Source organism: Kosakonia sp. Marseille-Q7440 (genome assembly GCF_965119485.1).
In genome coordinates this window covers 2,140,173-2,156,205 of the sequence record NZ_CBCPLT010000001.1, presented here as the reverse complement: position 1 = coordinate 2,156,205, position 16,033 = coordinate 2,140,173, and the positions used below count along the sequence as shown (strand labels likewise).

12 protein-coding genes are annotated in these 16,033 nt (G+C 58.5%); 6 read left to right on the top strand and 6 right to left on the bottom strand.

Annotated elements, in window-relative coordinates; all coding sequences use genetic code 11:
- Window positions 1-7 precede the first annotated feature (7 nt).
- Window positions 8-337 carry a YdbL family protein gene (locus ACWPW2_RS09960; protein WP_023478679.1) on the top strand — a complete coding sequence of 110 codons (330 nt, stop codon included), beginning with the start codon at window positions 8-10 and terminating at the stop codon, window positions 335-337.
- 31 nt (window positions 338-368) lie between these two features.
- Here ACWPW2_RS09960 and azoR read toward each other — a convergent pair whose 3' ends face one another.
- Window positions 369-974 carry an FMN-dependent NADH-azoreductase gene (gene azoR / locus ACWPW2_RS09955; RefSeq protein ID WP_312117687.1) on the bottom strand — a complete coding sequence of 202 codons (606 nt, stop codon included), beginning with the start codon at window positions 972-974 and terminating at the stop codon, window positions 369-371.
- A gap of 203 nt (window positions 975-1,177) precedes the next feature.
- On the opposite strand from azoR, the gene hrpA reads away from it, so the two are divergent.
- Window positions 1,178-5,080 (top strand): ATP-dependent RNA helicase HrpA, encoded by a 3,903-nt coding sequence (gene hrpA, locus ACWPW2_RS09950; RefSeq protein ID WP_454122770.1) that lies wholly within the window; start codon window positions 1,178-1,180, stop codon window positions 5,078-5,080.
- A gap of 124 nt (window positions 5,081-5,204) precedes the next feature.
- On the opposite strand, the gene ACWPW2_RS09945 is transcribed toward hrpA, so the two are convergent.
- From ACWPW2_RS09945 to ACWPW2_RS09930, 4 genes are read right to left on the bottom strand one after another with little or no spacing between them, the layout of a single operon-like run.
- Window positions 5,205-5,864 (bottom strand): O-methyltransferase, encoded by a 660-nt coding sequence (locus tag ACWPW2_RS09945; protein ID WP_312198867.1) that lies wholly within the window; start codon window positions 5,862-5,864, stop codon window positions 5,205-5,207.
- A gap of 26 nt (window positions 5,865-5,890) precedes the next feature.
- A complete protein-coding gene (locus ACWPW2_RS09940) occupies window positions 5,891-7,267 on the bottom strand; it encodes an efflux transporter outer membrane subunit (protein ID WP_454122768.1) in 1,377 nt (458 codons plus the stop codon).
- Window positions 7,264-8,346: an HlyD family secretion protein gene (locus ACWPW2_RS09935; RefSeq protein ID WP_054803629.1), complete on the bottom strand. Its 1,083-nt coding sequence runs from the start codon at window positions 8,344-8,346 to the stop codon at window positions 7,264-7,266. The genes ACWPW2_RS09940 and ACWPW2_RS09935 overlap by 4 nt, the downstream gene beginning before the upstream one ends.
- Before the next feature lie 28 nt (window positions 8,347-8,374).
- Window positions 8,375-10,027: an MFS transporter gene (locus ACWPW2_RS09930; protein WP_023478693.1), complete on the bottom strand. Its 1,653-nt coding sequence runs from the start codon at window positions 10,025-10,027 to the stop codon at window positions 8,375-8,377.
- Window positions 10,028-10,360: 333 nt separating this feature from the next.
- Here ACWPW2_RS09930 and ACWPW2_RS09925 point away from each other — a divergent pair, with 333 nt between their 5' ends.
- A complete protein-coding gene (locus ACWPW2_RS09925) occupies window positions 10,361-11,161 on the top strand; it encodes a YdcF family protein (RefSeq protein WP_454122766.1) in 801 nt (266 codons plus the stop codon).
- Window positions 11,162-11,361: 200 nt separating this feature from the next.
- Window positions 11,362-12,801, top strand: coding sequence for an aldehyde dehydrogenase (aldA, locus tag ACWPW2_RS09920; protein ID WP_270220958.1), 1,440 nt, complete (start codon window positions 11,362-11,364; stop codon window positions 12,799-12,801).
- Window positions 12,802-12,833: 32 nt separating this feature from the next.
- Here the strand turns inward: aldA and ACWPW2_RS09915 are convergent, their stop codons facing one another.
- Window positions 12,834-13,724, bottom strand: a complete 891-nt coding sequence (locus ACWPW2_RS09915; RefSeq protein ID WP_454123625.1) for an alpha/beta hydrolase — start codon at window positions 13,722-13,724, stop codon at window positions 12,834-12,836.
- A gap of 207 nt (window positions 13,725-13,931) precedes the next feature.
- Between ACWPW2_RS09915 and cybB the strand changes: the two genes are divergently transcribed.
- Window positions 13,932-14,465, top strand: coding sequence for a cytochrome b561 (gene cybB, locus ACWPW2_RS09910; RefSeq protein ID WP_023478751.1), 534 nt, complete (start codon window positions 13,932-13,934; stop codon window positions 14,463-14,465).
- A gap of 221 nt (window positions 14,466-14,686) precedes the next feature.
- Complete coding sequence (locus tag ACWPW2_RS09905; protein ID WP_076769880.1) at window positions 14,687-16,012, top strand: MFS transporter; 1,326 nt, start codon at window positions 14,687-14,689, stop codon at window positions 16,010-16,012.
- Window positions 16,013-16,033: the final 21 nt, after the last annotated feature.

Here is a 16,033-nt window from a genome sequence, read left to right as displayed (position 1 = left end):
GGCGATGATGAAAAAACGAGTCATATGCGCGCTGCTCGCGCTAAGCCTGGTAAGCGGCATCGCCCAGGCGCTCACGCTGGATGAGGCCCGCAGCCAGGGCCGCGTCGGCGAAACGCTGAACGGCTATCTCGCACCGCTGCGTCAGGATCAGGAGACGCTGGCGCTGGTTGAACGCATCAATAAAGCGCGTACCGAGAGCTATCAGCAGTTGGCAGACCGCAACAATATTCCGGTGGATGATGTCGCCAATATGGCGGGGCAGAAACTGGTTGCGCGGGCGAAGCCGGGTGAGTATGTGCGCGGCATCAACGGTAAGTGGCTACGGAAGGAAAATTAACCCTCTCACCTGCAGGTGAGAGGGTACAAACTTACGCAGCAACGATGCTGTCGATAGCCGCTTTCGCGTCGTCCTGCGCTTTTGCTGCCACTTCCGGGCCGTAGGCGATGCCTTCAGCGAAAACAAAGTTAACGTCGGTGATGCCGATAAAGCCGAGGAACAGCGTCAGGTACGGAGCAACCAGGTCAGACGGGGTATCTTTATGAATACCGCCACGGCTGGAGACGATTACCGCACGTTTGCCAGTAACCAGACCTTCCGGACCGTTTTCGGTGTAACGGAACGTCACGCCAGCACGCGCCACCAGGTCAAAGTAGTTTTTCAGCTGCGTCGGGATGTTGAAGTTGTACATCGGCGCGTTGATAACAATCACATCATGCGCCTGCAGTTCAGCAATCAGCTCGTCAGAGAGCAACAGCGCTTCCTGCTGACGCGGTGTCAGCGGGGCATCGCTCGGGCGCAGCGCGCCAACTAACTCACCGTCCAGCACCGGAATCGGGTTTGCGGCCAGATCGCGCACGGTGATCTCATCATCAGCGTGCTTTGCGCGCCACTGTTCAACGAAGTAGTCAGAGAGCTGCGAAGATTGAGAATACCCTGCCAGAATGCTGGATTTAAGAACTAATACTTTACCCATTGGGTTGTTTCCTTTGTTGTATTTACGCTGGGTTGCCCCCGTGAATTCGTCACACTCTATTCACAATCCGCAATCATGAATAGCGCAATATATCGAAGCCCATGTTCGAATTTCTTGAACAAGAAAAGGGATGTTGCGATGTGCTATTCTACGCACATTGCAAACTGATCCAGTTTCCCGGCAGTGCTCTGCCCGATAAATCTATGACTGAACAACAAAAATTGACTATTAACGATCTCTACGCGCAGCTCGACACGCTGATGCTGCGCGATAAACAGCGCTTCGCCCGCCGTCTGCAGGGCAGCAAGAAAGTTAAAAATCCTGAATCTCACCAGGCCTTGTTACAACAGATCGCCGCAGAGACCGCCCAGGCGGCAGCGAAAGTGGCGCAGCGCGAAGCGTCTCGTCCGGTAATTGACTACCCGGAAAATCTGCCGGTCAGCCAGAAGAAGCAGGCGATCCTCGAAGCGGTACGCGATAACCAGGTGGTAATTGTCGCCGGTGAAACCGGCTCCGGTAAAACCACGCAGCTGCCGAAAATCTGTATGGAGCTGGGGCGCGGAATCAAAGGGCTGATTGGTCATACCCAGCCGCGTCGCCTTGCTGCGCGTACCGTGGCGAACCATATTGCCGAAGAACTGAAGACCGAGCCGGGCGGCTGCGTTGGTTATAAAGTCCGCTTTAACGATCACGTCAGCGACAACACCCTCGTTAAGCTGATGACGGACGGCATCCTGCTGGCAGAAATTCAGCAGGATCGGCTGCTGATGCAGTACGACACCATCATTATCGATGAGGCACACGAACGCAGCCTCAATATCGATTTTCTGCTCGGCTATCTGCGCGAGCTGCTGCCGCGCCGCCCGGATCTGAAAATCATCATCACGTCGGCGACCATCGATCCTGAGCGCTTCTCGCGCCACTTTAACAATGCGCCGATTATTGAAGTCTCCGGGCGCACCTATCCGGTGGAAGTGCGCTATCGCCCGATTGTTGAAGAGGCGGATGACACCGAGCGTGACCAGCTCCAGGCGATTTTCGACGCCGTGGATGAGCTGGGACGTGAAAGCGCTGGCGACATTCTGATCTTTATGAGCGGCGAGCGCGAAATTCGCGATACGGCAGATGCGTTAAATAAACGCGACCTGCGCCATACGGAAATTTTGCCGCTCTATGCGCGCCTCTCCAACAGCGAGCAGAACCGCGTCTTTCAGCCGCACAGCGGGCGGCGCATTGTACTGGCAACCAACGTAGCGGAAACCTCGCTCACCGTGCCCGGCATTAAATATGTGATCGATCCCGGCACCGCGCGCATCAGCCGCTACAGCTACCGCACCAAAGTGCAGCGTCTGCCGATTGAGCCGGTGTCGCAGGCCTCTGCCAACCAGCGTAAAGGGCGCTGCGGCCGAGTCTCGGAAGGGATCTGTATTCGTCTCTATTCGGAGGATGATTTCCTCTCGCGCCCGGAGTTTACCGACCCGGAGATCCTGCGTACCAACCTGGCGTCGGTCATTTTGCAGATGACCGCGCTGGGGCTGGGCGATATCGCCGCTTTCCCGTTTGTTGAAGCGCCGGATAAACGCAATATTCAAGATGGTGTGCGCCTGCTGGAAGAGCTGGGCGCAATCGCCACCGACGAACAGCAGACCGCCTATAAACTGACGCCGCTTGGTCGCCAGCTTTCGCAACTGCCGGTCGACCCGCGTCTGGCGCGCATGGTGCTGGAAGCGCAGAAGCATGGCTGCGTGCGCGAAGCGATGATCATCACCTCGGCGCTGTCGATTCAGGATCCGCGCGAGCGGCCAATGGATAAGAAACAGGCCTCGGATGAAAAGCATCAGCGCTTCCACGACAAAGAGTCCGATTTCCTCGCCTTTGTGAACCTGTGGAACTACATTGGCGAGCAGCAGAAAGCGCTCTCCTCAAACCAGTTCCGCCGCCAGTGCCGCGTCGATTACCTCAACTACCTGCGCGTGCGCGAATGGCAGGATATCTACACCCAGCTGCGCCAGGTGGTGAAAGAACTGGGGATCCCGGTGAACAGCGAACCGGCAGAGTACCGCGAAATTCATATTGCGCTGCTTACCGGGCTGCTTTCGCATATCGGCATGAAAGATGCCGATAAGCAGGAGTTTACCGGCGCGCGCAACGCCCGTTTCTCCATCTTCCCTGGCTCCGGTCTGTTCAAGAAGCCGCCGAAGTGGACGATGGTGGCCGAACTGGTAGAAACCAGCCGCCTGTGGGGGCGCATTGCTGCGCGCATCGATCCCGAGTGGGTTGAGCCGGTCGCGCAGCATCTGATTAAACGCTCCTGGAGCGAACCGCACTGGGAGCGCTCGCAGGGCGCGGTGATGGCGATGGAGAAAGTGACGCTTTACGGTCTGCCAATTGTCGCCGCGCGTAAGGTCAACTACAGCCAGATCGATCCGGCGCTGTGCCGCGAGCTCTTTATTCGCCACGCGCTGGTGGAAGGGGACTGGCAAACCCGCCACGCCTTCTTCCGCGACAACCTTAAGCTGCGCGCCGAAGTTGAAGAGCTTGAGCATAAATCCCGCCGCCGCGACATTCTGGTCGATGATGAGACGCTGTTTGAGTTTTACGATCAGCGCATCAGCCATGAGGTGATCTCCGCCCGCCACTTCGACAGCTGGTGGAAGAAGGCGAGCCGTGAAACGCCGGATCTGCTCAACTTCGAAAAGAGCATGCTGATCAAAGAGGGCGCGGACAATGTCAGCAAGCTTGATTACCCGAACTTCTGGCATCAGGGCAACCTCAAGCTGCGTCTGAGCTATCAGTTTGAACCGGGCGCGGATGCCGACGGCGTGACGGTACACATTCCGCTGCCGCTGCTTAACCAGGTGGAGGAGAGCGGTTTCGAATGGCAGATCCCCGGCCTGCGCCGCGAACTGGTGATTGCGCTGATCAAATCGTTGCCGAAACCGACGCGCCGCAACTTCGTCCCCGCGCCGAACTATGCCGAAGCGTTTTTAGGCCGCGTGACGCCGCTGGAGATGCCGCTGCTCGACGCGCTGGAGCGCGAGCTGCGCCGCATGACCGGCGTAACCGTCGACCGCGACGACTGGCACTGGGATCAGGTGCCCGATCACCTGAAAATCACCTTCCGCGTGGTGGATGACAAGAATAAGAAGCTGCTCGAAGGCCGCTCCCTGAGCGAATTGAAAGAGCAACTGAAGGGCAAAGTGCAGGAGACGCTGTCGGCGGTGGCCGACGACGGCATTGAGCAGAGCGGGCTGCATATCTGGAGCTTTGGTCAATTGCCGGAAAGCTACGAGCAGAAGCGCGGCAGCTACAAAGTGAAGGCGTGGCCAGCGCTGGTTGATGAGCGCGACAGCGTGGCGATCAAGCTGTTCGATAATCCGCAGGAGCAGCAGAATGCGATGTGGGCCGGTATTCGCCGCCTGCTGCTGCTGAATATTCCGTCGCCGATTAAGTATCTGCACGAGAAGCTGCCGAACAAAGCCAAGCTGGGGCTCTACTTCAACCCGTACGGCAAAGTGCTGGAGCTGATTGATGACTGCATCGCCTGCGGTATCGACAAACTGATTGATGAAGCGGGCGGCCTGGTGTGGACGGAGGAGGGCTTTGCCGCGCTGCATGAGAAAGTGCGCGCCGAGCTGAACGACACGGTGGTGGAGATCGCCAAACAGGTCGAGCAGATCCTGACGGCGGTGTTCAATATCAACAAGCGTTTGAAAGGGCGGGTTGATATGACCATGGCGCTGGGGTTATCGGATATCAAAGCGCAGATGAACGGGCTGGTGTATCGCGGTTTCGTCACCGGCAACGGCTTCCGCCGCCTCGGCGATACGCTGCGTTACCTTCAGGCGATTGAAAAGCGGCTGGAGAAGCTGGCGGTCGATCCGCACCGCGATCGGGCGCAAATGCTGAAAGTGGAGCAGGTGCAGCAGGCGTGGCAGCAGTGGCTCAACAAGCTACCGCCCGCGCGTCGTGACGATGAAGAGGTGAAGGCGGTTCGCTGGATGATCGAGGAACTGCGCGTCAGCTTCTTCGCCCAACAGCTCGGCACGCCCTACCCCATCTCCGACAAACGCATTTTGCAGGCAATGGAGCAGATTAGCGCGTAATGCCTTTGTAGGCCGGATAAGGCGCCAGCCGCCATCCGGCAGTTAACCACGGCTTACCAAACGGAACAGTTCGACATCCGCGCAGGATTGCCGGATGGCGCTACGCTTATCCGGCCTACGATTTTTACGAATTCACCCATGCCAGCGTAAAGCCATCCCATCCTTTGGTGCCGACGGTCTGCATTGCCGTCGCCGTCAGGCGCGGGTTGTCGCCAATCATCTCAATAAATTTACGCACCCCCTGTACCCGGTCATCGGTGGAGGAGGGGTTGGTGACTTCGCCGTCGCGCACCACGTTATCGCCAATAATCAGCGTGCCGGGACGCGAATAGTGCAGCGCCCACTTCAGGTAGTTCGGGTTATTGGGTTTATCGGCATCAATAAAGATCAGATCGAACGGCGGGCGCTCGCCGAGAGATTCCAGAGTTTCCAGCGCCGGGCCCTCTTTGACCTTCACCTGGCGGGTTAAACCGGCAAATTCGACGTTCTCCCGGGCAATCGCGGCATGTAACGCATCGAACTCCAGCGTCAATAATTCGCCATCGGAGGGCAACTCTCTCGCCATCCACACCGTGCTGTAAGCGCCCAGCGTACCGATCTCAAGAATACGTTTCGCGTGCGTCATGCGCACCAGCAGCGCCAGCAGCTGGCCCTGCATTGGCGAAACATCAATTTCAGGTAACCCGGCGCGCCGGTTATTGGCGAGGATCTGCGTCAGAACCTCATCATCAGGGAGAAGCTGTTGTGCTAAGTACTCATCTACCGCGGACCATTTCTGCTGCATAGCATAACTCCTGGTTTCGTTGAGAATTACTGCATACCGGACCAGCCTCCACCCAGCGCGCGATAGAGATCCACCTGCGCCAGTAACAAATTATTTTTCACCTGCACGGCGTTGAGCTGCGCGCTAAAGAGCGTGCGCTGCGCATCAAGCACCGTCAGATAGGAGGAGTAGCCGTTCTGGTAACGATTTTGTGCAATGCGTAACGTTTCTTCCGCCACCTGCTGCTGGCCTTCCAGCTCGCTCAACTGCTCGCCAAGCCGGGTGATGGCATCGAGGCTATCGTTCACCTCTCTGAACGCATTGCGCACGGTACTTTCATAGCCATAGAGCGCCTGATTGCGCTGTGACATGGAGACATCCACCTGCGCATTCAGCGCCTGGCGGTTGAGCAGCGGCGCCAGAATGCTGCCGCCAATGTTCCACAGCCGCAGCGGGTTATCGAGCAGGCCGGGCAGGGTGTCGTCCTGCATACTGCCGCTGGCGGTCAGGTTGAGCGCCGGCAGCAGTTTCGCCTGCGATACCGCAAGACCCGCGTCGGCGGCAACCAGCTGGCGCTGGGCCTGTACGATATCAGGCCGCCGGTTGAGCAGCGTTGACGGAAGCTGCGCAGGCAGCGACAGCGGCGTCAGCGCCGAAAAATCGCCGCGCTGTATTGCGCCCGGGTTGCTGCCGAGCAGCACGCTGAGCGCATTCTCCTGCTGGCTAATCTGGTGCTCCAGTTGCGGGATCTGCGCCCGCGTTGCGCGTAGTTCCGAATCCGACTGCATCAGCTCCAGCCGCGAGGTATAGCCGGTTTCATACTGACGGCGGGCGAGCCGCCAGGCATCTTCCCGCGCTTTTAACGTCGAGCGAGTGACGCGCAGCTGCTCATCCAGTGATAGCAGGGTGAGATAACCGGAGGCGACATTGGTGGCGACGGTTAAATCCGCCGCCGCAGCCGCCGCTTTTTGCGCCTCCAGCGAGGCTTCTGCCGCCCGTGATGCGCTGCGGCTGGCTCCCCAGATATCGACATCGTAATTGGCGGTTAAATTGCCCTTATAGAGCGTGCTGTGCACCGGCTGACCGGTGGCGGCGGATTGCGAACGGGCGCGGGTGCCGGATAAACCGACATCCACTTCTGGAAACAGCGCGCCGTTGGCGGCATAGACCCGCGCCTGGTACTCATTGACCCGCTCGCGGGCGACCAGCACGTCGCTGTTATAACGCAGGGCCTGATCGACATAGCGGTTGAGCTGGCTGTCGTGAAAGTTGCGCCACCAGACGCTGTCGACTTTGCCCAGCGGCCCGGTTTCGCTGCGCCACGCCGCCGGGATCTGTAACGAAGGCTGTGCGCGTTCCACATCCACCGACTGGCAGCCCGCCAGCAGCAGGCTGAGCGCGATAAGTGTCGGATAGCGCCTCATTGCTGCGCCTCCCGCGTATCAATATGCACCTGCACGGACATCCCCGGACGCAGACGGGCGATCTCATCGGCTTTGCCCTCGACCTGAATGCGCACCGGAATACGCTGGGCGATTTTGACAAAGTTGCCGGTGGCGTTGTCCGGGCTGATGGCGCTGAACTCCACGCCGGTGGCGGGCGAAATACTCTCGACACGGCCGTTAAAGCTGCGGCCATCAAGGGCATCAACACTGAAGGTGACCGGCTGGCCGACAACGACATCGGCCAGCTGCGTCTCTTTGAGATTGGCAATCACCCAGCGCTGGGCAGGAACCAGCGAGGTGAGATGCGTTCCGGCAGTGACATACGCGCCGAGGCGCACGCTGATCTGCCCAAGCTGTCCGTCGCGCGGGGCGACGATGCGCGTGTTTTGCAGATCGATCTGTGCCAGTTCCAGCGCCGCCTGGGCGTTTTCCACATCCGCCTGTAGCGAGGCGCGATTGACGATGGTGGTTTGCAGATCCTGGCGCGACATCTCAAGGGTCGCCTGCGCCTGAGCGATATTGGCGCTGTTCTGCGCGGCGGTTGCCAGCGCGGCATCACGCTCGCGAACCGAGAGGGAACCGTCCGCCGTCAGCGCTTTGACGCGTTTTAAATCCGCCTGCGCCTGCAAGTTCTGCGCTTTGGCGCTGGCGAGCGCCGCTTCATTACGCGCGATCACCGCCTGCGCGCTTTTGCGCTGTTGCAGGTTGTTTTCCAGCGCGGCGCGCTTCATCGCCAGCGTCGCTTTCGCCTGATCGACGCGCTGACGATAGATGCGGTCGTCAATCTGCATAATCAGGTCGCCTTTTTTCACATTGACGAAATCCTGCACCGGCACTTCGGTGATATAGCCATTGACCTGCGGGCTGATAAAGGTCGTCTGCCCACGCACATAGGCGTTATCCGTCGACTGCGTATGCCGCGTAAACGGCGGCAACTGCCAGGCGTAAAGGATCACCAGCACGCCGACGATCACGATCGCCGCGGCGGTAAAAAGGGACACCACGCGCACATTGCTGCGGGTACTTGCCTGCTCTTTAGCGGCGTCCTGCTGGCTCATAGTAAGAACTCCAGTAATGTCATCATTATTATTTGCTACCCGTTGCCCGTTTCAGGGCCAGACGAGCGGTAATACGCAGGCGCAGCAAGCGCCATACAATCCATAACAGCGTGGCGGCGGCGACGCTCGCCGTCAGCATATAAGTGTCGTTATAAGCCAGTATCGTCGCCTGTAACGTCGAGGCGGTCTGCAACTGGGTTACCGCCTGCACGCTGAGCAGGCTGCTGTCGCCGATCATGCTCTGGTACATCTGGCTATAAAGTTGCAGGCGCTCATTGACCAGCGGGTTAAGGGTGGTGAGCTGATCCGCCAGCAGGCTTGAGTGATACTTTTCGCGCCACGTCTGAAAGGTGCCGAGGATCGCCGAGCCCATCAGCCCGCCGATATTCTGGCTCATGCCAAACAGCACCGAGAAGCTGACCAGGTTGCGCGGTTCGGCGATGACACCGCCAATTCCGGCCAGCATCGCGGGGGCGATAAAAAAGGCGCTGGCAAAGCCGAAGAGGAACTGGCTTATCATCAGCTGATCCGGGCGCGTCAGGCTGGTCGACTGGCTATCCATTAGCGAGGCGATAATCATCAGCGCCAGCGCAGTGAGGATCGGCCACCCCAGCCGCTGTGGCTTGATGGTCAGGCAACTGGCGACAATCCCGCAAATAATCCCGGCCAGAATCGACCACGCCAGCCGGGTCATCTGCTCGTTTTGCAGGCCAACATACTGCAACCAGCCAAAAACCCCGGTGTTCTGTTCGGCAAGCACAATGCGGATCAGCAGCATAATCAGGCCGAGGCGCACAATACTGCCGCTGGATAGCCAGCGGGTGTTGAGCAGCGGGTTTTTCCGGTTGTGCTCAAATACAATCGCCGAGACGATCAGCACCAGCGCACCGGCCAGCGCCCAGCCGAGCCACGGTGTTTCAAACCACCAGTCGAGACGCCCGAGGGACAGCACCGCGCAGAGCAGCGCCATGCCTGGTGCGAGCAGGAAGAAGGTGATGAAATCCTTCTTCTCAAATACCTTTTTACGATCGCCCGGCGGCAGCTTCAGTGCTATCACGCAGCCGAGCGAAATAAGTGCCAGCCCCAGCTCGAAGAGATAGAGCCCGCGCCACTCGTCGAGTTGCAGCAGTTCGGTAGAGAAGAGGCGGGCAATCGGGATTGCCAGCGTCGAACCGGTAATGCCGATGGTCAACGCTTTTAACCGATGTTTCGCCGGCCAGGCCTGGATCTGATAGTAGATCCCCAGCGAGCTGAGCGCGGCGGCCACCATGCCATGCGCACCGCGTACCAGTAGCGCGGAACTGAGATCGTTAATAAAGAGGTGGAAAAAGGTGACCAGCACATAGAGCACCAGAAACCCTTCGGTAAACGCCCGCAGGCCATACTGCTGGCGAAACTTTACCAGCAGCAGGTTGATGGAGACGTTGGTCATCACGTATACCGCCGGTAGCCAGGCGATCTCCGTTGACCAGGCGGCAAAGGTGCCCTGCAAATTTTGCAGGTTCGCCGTCACCATTGCGTTACCCAGTGCGCCGGTCATGGAGACCAGCAAACCGACAATGCCATAGGCGATGCGCCGCGGCGTGCTGTGCCAGGGCGTTGAAGGGGAGCCGAGCAGCATCGGCTTTTCATGAGCGGCCCATTCACGCGGCGCGTAGGGGTCGCGTTTGGGTTCAGACATTACTTTTTGACCTCATGGGTAACGATAGACGGCAGAGAAAAACATCGAGTGTGGTTATGCATGAAGACCTAAAGATTATCTTGCTGAATAGTTAGGGGGCTAACGATTCTACGTGCGCCCATAAATGCAATGCAAGTGCATAAGAAAAATATAGATTACGCGCTACACCGTGGCAGGGGAAGCTAACAAAAATAGTCGCTCGTTGCGTGACGTTGTCACGAAATGTTTTCTTTTTGTGCGGTGCTGAGTAGTGAAAATCGGGATTAGGAGAGATCCTCTGTTCACTATTCGGCGTGCGGTTAGGCTGGAGACAGCAATGTGAAGGAGGTTTCCATGCTTAAAACAACATTTCCCGCTCTGCCTGAGCCGACGCTCGCCGCCGTAAACAGGCTCGGTGAATGGCTGGCGCAAAATGACTTCACCGGCAAACCGTCGCCGGTGCGGGCAGATGTGGTGATCCTGGCGGGTAATGCCGTCATTCCGACCATTGAAGCTGCCTGCGGACTGGCGGCAGCGCAAAAAACACCGCTGCTGATTAGCGGCGGTCTTGGTCATTCAACCACCTTCCTCTATTCAGCGATTGCCCGCCATCCACGCTATAACGTGATTCGTACCACCGGGCGCGGCGAAGCGGCGATCCTCGCCGACATCGCCCGTCAGTTCTGGAAAATTGGTGAGAGCCAGCTGCTGATTGAAGACCGCTCAACCAACAGCGGTGAAAATGCCCGCTTGAGCCTTGAACTGCTGATGAGCCGACAGATTGCGCCGAAAACGGCGGTGATTGTTCAGGACCCGACCATGCAGCGGCGCACGATGGCGACCTTCGCCCGCGCCAGCCAGCAGTGCGCTAACGCACCGCACTGGTTCAGCTGGCCCGGCTTTACGCCACGGTTGATCAACACGCCGGATGGGTTGGCTTTCCAGCCCCGCGTTCGCGGCTTATGGCCCGTTGAACGTTATCTTTCCCTGATGATGGGGGAAGTGCCGCGCCTGCGGGATGACGCGAACGGTTATGGCCCTAACGGGCGCGATTACCTGGCGCATGTTGAATTTCCCCCGGAGATCGAGCAGGCCTGGCAAACCCTGCAGGCGGATCCTCAACTCACCGACGCCTTATCCCAGCGCGCGCTGTAAGGCCAATGCCCGTTTGCGTCAGCTGTGGCGCAAACGGGCAGCGCCATCCTCTAAACGCATAATTTTTTGTTCGCTTTTCCCGCCGCTTTTTTGCGTTCCCTCACAAAAGTTGCTCCTGAGCCTCGGCATCGCCCATTGCGGCGATAGATTTTTAACAACGCGTTAGCTTTTTAAAAACAATGCCATTACAGGAGCAGATCATGACAGCACCCGTACAACACCCGATGTTTATTGATGGGCAATTTGTCAGCTGGCAGGGCGAAGGCTGGCTTGATGTGGTCAACCCGGCAACGGAAGAGGTTCTCGCACGTATTCCCGACGGGCGCGCTGAGGATGCTCGCCAGGCCATCGAGGCCGCCGAGCGGGCTCAGCCCGGCTGGGAAGCGCTGCCCGCCATTGAGCGTGCAGGCTGGCTGCGTAAAATTGCCGCTGGCATTCGTGACAACGCCAGCGAAATTAGCGCGCTGATTGTCGCCGAAGGGGGCAAAATCCAGCAGCTCGCCGATGTCGAAGTCTCCTTTACCGCCGATTACATCGACTATATGGCCGAGTGGGCGCGCCGTTACGAAGGGGAGATCCTGCAAAGCGACCGCCCGAACGAGAATATCTTTGTCTTTAAACGTGCGCTGGGCGTGACTACCGGCATCCTGCCGTGGAACTTCCCGTTCTTTCTTATCGCCCGCAAAATGGCGCCCGCGCTGATTACCGGCAACACCATTGTGATCAAACCCAGCGAGTTTACCCCGAGTAACGCCATCGCATTCGCCAAAATCGTTGAGCAGGTTGGCTTACCTAAAGGGGTCTTCAACCTTGTGCTCGGGCGCGGCGAAACCGTCGGTCAGGAGCTGGCGGGTAACCCGAAAGTGGCGATGGTCAGCATGACCGGCAGCGTTGGCGCGGGGGAGAAGATCATGGCGGCGGCGGCGAAAAATATCACCAAAGTGTGCCTGGAGCTGGGCGGTAAAGCACCAGCGATTGTGCTCGACGATGCCGACCTTGAGCTGGCGGTGAAAGCAATTGTTGACTCCAGAGTGATCAACACCGGACAGGTGTGTAACTGCGCCGAGCGCGTCTATGTGCAGAAGGGCATTTACGATCGCTTCGTCAACCGCCTCGGCGAAGCGATGAAAGCGGTGCAATTTGGCGATCCGGCGCAGCGCAACGACATTGCGATGGGGCCGCTTATCAACGCCGCGGCCTTGCAGCGAGTGGAAGAGAAGGTGGCGCACGCCGTCGCCGAAGGGGCGCGAGTTGTCCTCGGCGGCGAAAAAGTTGCAGGAAAAGGGTACTTCTATCCGCCGACGCTGCTGCTGGATGTCAAGCAGGAGATGGCGATCATGCATGAGGAGACCTTTGGCCCGGTGCTGCCGGTGGTGGCGTTCGACACGCTTGATGAGGCGCTGGCGATGGCCAATGACAGCGACTATGGCCTCACTTCTTCGATCTACACCCGCGATCTCAACCAGGCGATGAAAGCGGTGCGCGGGCTGAAGTTTGGCGAAACCTACATCAACCGCGAGAATTTTGAAGCGATGCAGGGTTTTCACGCTGGCTGGCGCAAATCGGGCATTGGCGGCGCGGATGGTCGCCACGGCCTGAATGAATATCTGCAAACCCAGGTGGTCTACCTGCAATCCTGATCACAGCGCCCCCGCAGCGGGCGGGGGCGTTTTCACACCTTGCTTTCGATCCACGCCATCATCAACTCCGGCCAGACGGCAACCGGTAAGCCCAGCGCATCGCGAATACCAAACCCATGTTTTCCCTGCTCAAACAGATGCATCTCCACCGGCACGCCGAGGCGGCGCAGCGCGGAGAACATCACCACGCTGTTTTCCACTTTTACCGCCGGATCGTCGACCGCATGCAGCAAAAAGGTTGGCGGCGTCTGGCTGTTGACCTGCTCCTCGGCAGAGTAGCGGCGGATCTGCGCCTCATCGGGCGTATCGCCAATTAGCTGCTGGCGCGACATCGGGTGATCGATATCGGCATGCATGGTGATCACCGGGTAGACCAGCGCCATAAACGCCGGGCGCGCGCTCTGCTCATCGATGGCGTCCATTGGTGTATAGACCGAATCGTGGTAACGCGTGCCGAGACTCGCCGCCGCGTGGCCGCCAGCGGAAAAGCCCATCACGCCGAGTTTGTCGCCGTCAAGCTGCCAGCGCTCCGCCTGCGCGCGGATAAGGCGCATTGCCCGCTGCACATCCGCCAGCGGCGCGTCTGCTCCCTCGGCATGACCATCGCCTGGGAAGCGGTAGGTCATCACAAACAGGGTATAACCGCGTTCATTAAAGAAGGGCGCGAGGGCGCTGCCCTCTTTATCCAGCACCACACGGCGGTAAGAGCCGCCGGGCGTCACCAGAATGCCGACACCGTTGGGGTGCTGTGGCGCATAAACGGTGATTTCCGGTGCCCGCACGCCGGTCACCGAGCGATCGAAAGGCGAGGGGCCGGTATGCTCTGTTTCCAGCTGAAACTGTACCGGGCTGACCTTCGCGCCGGGCGCTTCGCCCTGCGGCCAGACGGAAAAGGTGGTGGCGCGCGCGACGGCGTCCTCCATTAAACTCAGTAGTGTTTGCGGCGTCAGCTTATCCACACAGGCTCCTTATGTTTTGTGCTTATTCAGTATTGCGTTGTCGGTTTTTATTGCGTAAACCACGCGCGCCGCGTAAGCGCTAAGTGGCTGAAAAGTGATACAGAAAAGTTAATGAATTTTTAAGGAAACCCCGTTATGTTGAAAGCCGGTTCGTTCTTTCAGGGGTTTCATATGCGTAGCAACTATTCAGGCCCGCAGATCGCCATCCACTGGTTGGTGGTGCTGCTGGTCGTCGGCGCATACTGCGCCATGGAGTTTCGCGGGTTTGCGCCGCGCAGTTACCGGCCATATTTCAATATTGTCCACGTCTCATGCGGTATCTCTGTTCTCGTGCTGATGGTTGCGCGGTTACTGGTGCGGCTAAAACATCCGGCACCGCCTATTGCGCCTAAACCCTCCGCGATGATGACCGGGCTGGCGCACCTCGGGCATCTGGCGATTTATCTGCTGTTTATCGCCTTGCCGCTGCTTGGCCTGCTGATGATGTATAACCGCGGCGGCCCGTGGATCGCCTTTGGCCTGCCGATGCCCCACGCCGCCGAGGCTAATTTCGATCTGGTCGACACGCTTAAGGAGTACCACGAACTCCTCGCCACGCTCGGTTACTTTATTGTTGGCCTGCATGCCGCCGCCGCACTGCTGCACCATTACATTTTCAAAGACAATACGCTGCTGCGCATGATGCCGAAAAAGCGCGAACGATAACGCCTTCTGCCCGGTGACATCCGTGACCGGGCTGCATATCCTGCGAAATTCCTTAACCGTTTTTGCGTAACTTGCCCCAGAATGCTGTGATCCCGCCTGATTTTTGTAAGAAAAAGCTGGGGAGAAATCACATTTTCTATCATCGCCTGTGGGCGAAATTCGAACAAGCAGTGTAGATAGTATATCTATTATAGAAACACTATCGAGAGCGGGAGAGGCAAATGACACAGCCAGTACAGGAATCACTCGACCGGGTGGCTGCCGATGCGCAGGCCGGCGGATCGCGCAAATTACGTAAAGTTCTGCTCGCCACCGGCATCGGTCACTTTGTGGAGTGGTTCGACTTCGGCCTCTACGGCACGCTGGCGGCAATTATCGGCCTGCAATTTTTTCAATCCTCCAGCCCCAGCGTTGCGCTGCTCTCCTCGTTCGCGGTATTTGGCGCCGGGTTTATCATGCGCCCGCTCGGTGGACTGTTCTTCGGCTCGTTGGGCGATCGTAAAGGCCGACAGAAGGTGCTGGCGACGGTGATTTTGCTCACCTCGGGCGCAACGTTTGTCATGGGGCTGCTGCCGACCTATCACCAGATTGGCATTACCGCCACGGTACTGCTGGTCATCACCCGCCTGGTGCAGGGCTTTGCCGCAGGCGGTGAAAGCTCGGGCGCAACAACCTATCTGGCAGAGTACGCACCGACCGCCAGACGCGGTTATTTCACCTGCTGGATCGACAACTTTGGCTTTATGGCCTTCGTTGTCGGCTCCGGGCTGGTGTTCTTGCTCACCGCCGCGCTGGGTGAAAGCACCATGAACGACTGGGGCTGGCGCATTCCTTTCCTGATTGCCGGGCCGCTCGGCTGGGTCGGGCTCTATCTGCGCAGGCATCTGGAAGATTCGCCGGAGTTTCTTGAGGCGATGAAAAGCGGGCAGATTGAAACCGCGCCGCTGCGCAAAGCAGTGACGACCGCCTGGCGCGCGCTGCTCTTCTGTGTCGGGTTTGTGGTGATCAAAGCGGTAGGGCACTGGACGCTCCAGACGTTTATGCCAAGCTACCTCGCCACTGAGCTGCATTTCAGCAAACTTAATGCCTACGCCATCACCACTATCGGTCTCTTCTCCGTTGCGGTATTGGTGCCATTTATGGGTTATCTCTCTGACAAGTACGGACGTAAGCCGCTGATGCTGGCGGGTTGTGCGGGGTTTATTCTGCTGAGTTACCCGGCGATGATGATCATGGCGAACGGCGATGTGCTCTCAGCGGTGCTGGCGATGGTGATGCTCGGCGCGTTTATCGCAGCGTTTGATGGCGCATGCACGGCAGCGATGGCGGAGCTCTTTCCTACCAACGTGCGCTACGGCGGCCTGTCGATTGCCTATAACTTTGCCGTGGCCTTCTTTGGCGGCATCACGCCGTGGTTCTCCGCGTGGCTTATCACGTCGACAGGCGATAAGTTTTCACCCGCCTTCTATGTCATGGGGGCTGCGTTAATCACCTTCATCACCGTGATGCGCGCCCGTGAAACGGCCGGACAACCTTTAAAACGTTAAAATAATGCCCGGTGGGGATTA

Excerpts from the sequence above, each read along its gene's own strand:
- ACWPW2_RS09960 (WP_023478679.1), top strand. The coding sequence starts at position 8 with ATGAAAAAACGAGTCATATGCGCGCTGCTCGCGCTAAGCCTGGTAAGC.
- azoR (WP_312117687.1), bottom strand. The coding sequence starts at position 974 with ATGGGTAAAGTATTAGTTCTTAAATCCAGCATTCTGGCAGGGTATTCT.
- hrpA (WP_454122770.1), top strand. The coding sequence starts at position 1,178 with ATGACTGAACAACAAAAATTGACTATTAACGATCTCTACGCGCAGCTC.
- ACWPW2_RS09945 (WP_312198867.1), bottom strand. The coding sequence starts at position 5,864 with ATGCAGCAGAAATGGTCCGCGGTAGATGAGTACTTAGCACAACAGCTT.
- ACWPW2_RS09940 (WP_454122768.1), bottom strand. The coding sequence starts at position 7,267 with ATGAGGCGCTATCCGACACTTATCGCGCTCAGCCTGCTGCTGGCGGGC.
- ACWPW2_RS09935 (WP_054803629.1), bottom strand. The coding sequence starts at position 8,346 with ATGAGCCAGCAGGACGCCGCTAAAGAGCAGGCAAGTACCCGCAGCAAT.
- ACWPW2_RS09930 (WP_023478693.1), bottom strand. The coding sequence starts at position 10,027 with ATGTCTGAACCCAAACGCGACCCCTACGCGCCGCGTGAATGGGCCGCT.
- ACWPW2_RS09925 (WP_454122766.1), top strand. The coding sequence starts at position 10,361 with ATGCTTAAAACAACATTTCCCGCTCTGCCTGAGCCGACGCTCGCCGCC.
- aldA (WP_270220958.1), top strand. The coding sequence starts at position 11,362 with ATGACAGCACCCGTACAACACCCGATGTTTATTGATGGGCAATTTGTC.
- ACWPW2_RS09915 (WP_454123625.1), bottom strand. The coding sequence starts at position 13,724 with ATGGAGGACGCCGTCGCGCGCGCCACCACCTTTTCCGTCTGGCCGCAG.
- cybB (WP_023478751.1), top strand. The coding sequence starts at position 13,932 with ATGCGTAGCAACTATTCAGGCCCGCAGATCGCCATCCACTGGTTGGTG.
- ACWPW2_RS09905 (WP_076769880.1), top strand. The coding sequence starts at position 14,687 with ATGACACAGCCAGTACAGGAATCACTCGACCGGGTGGCTGCCGATGCG.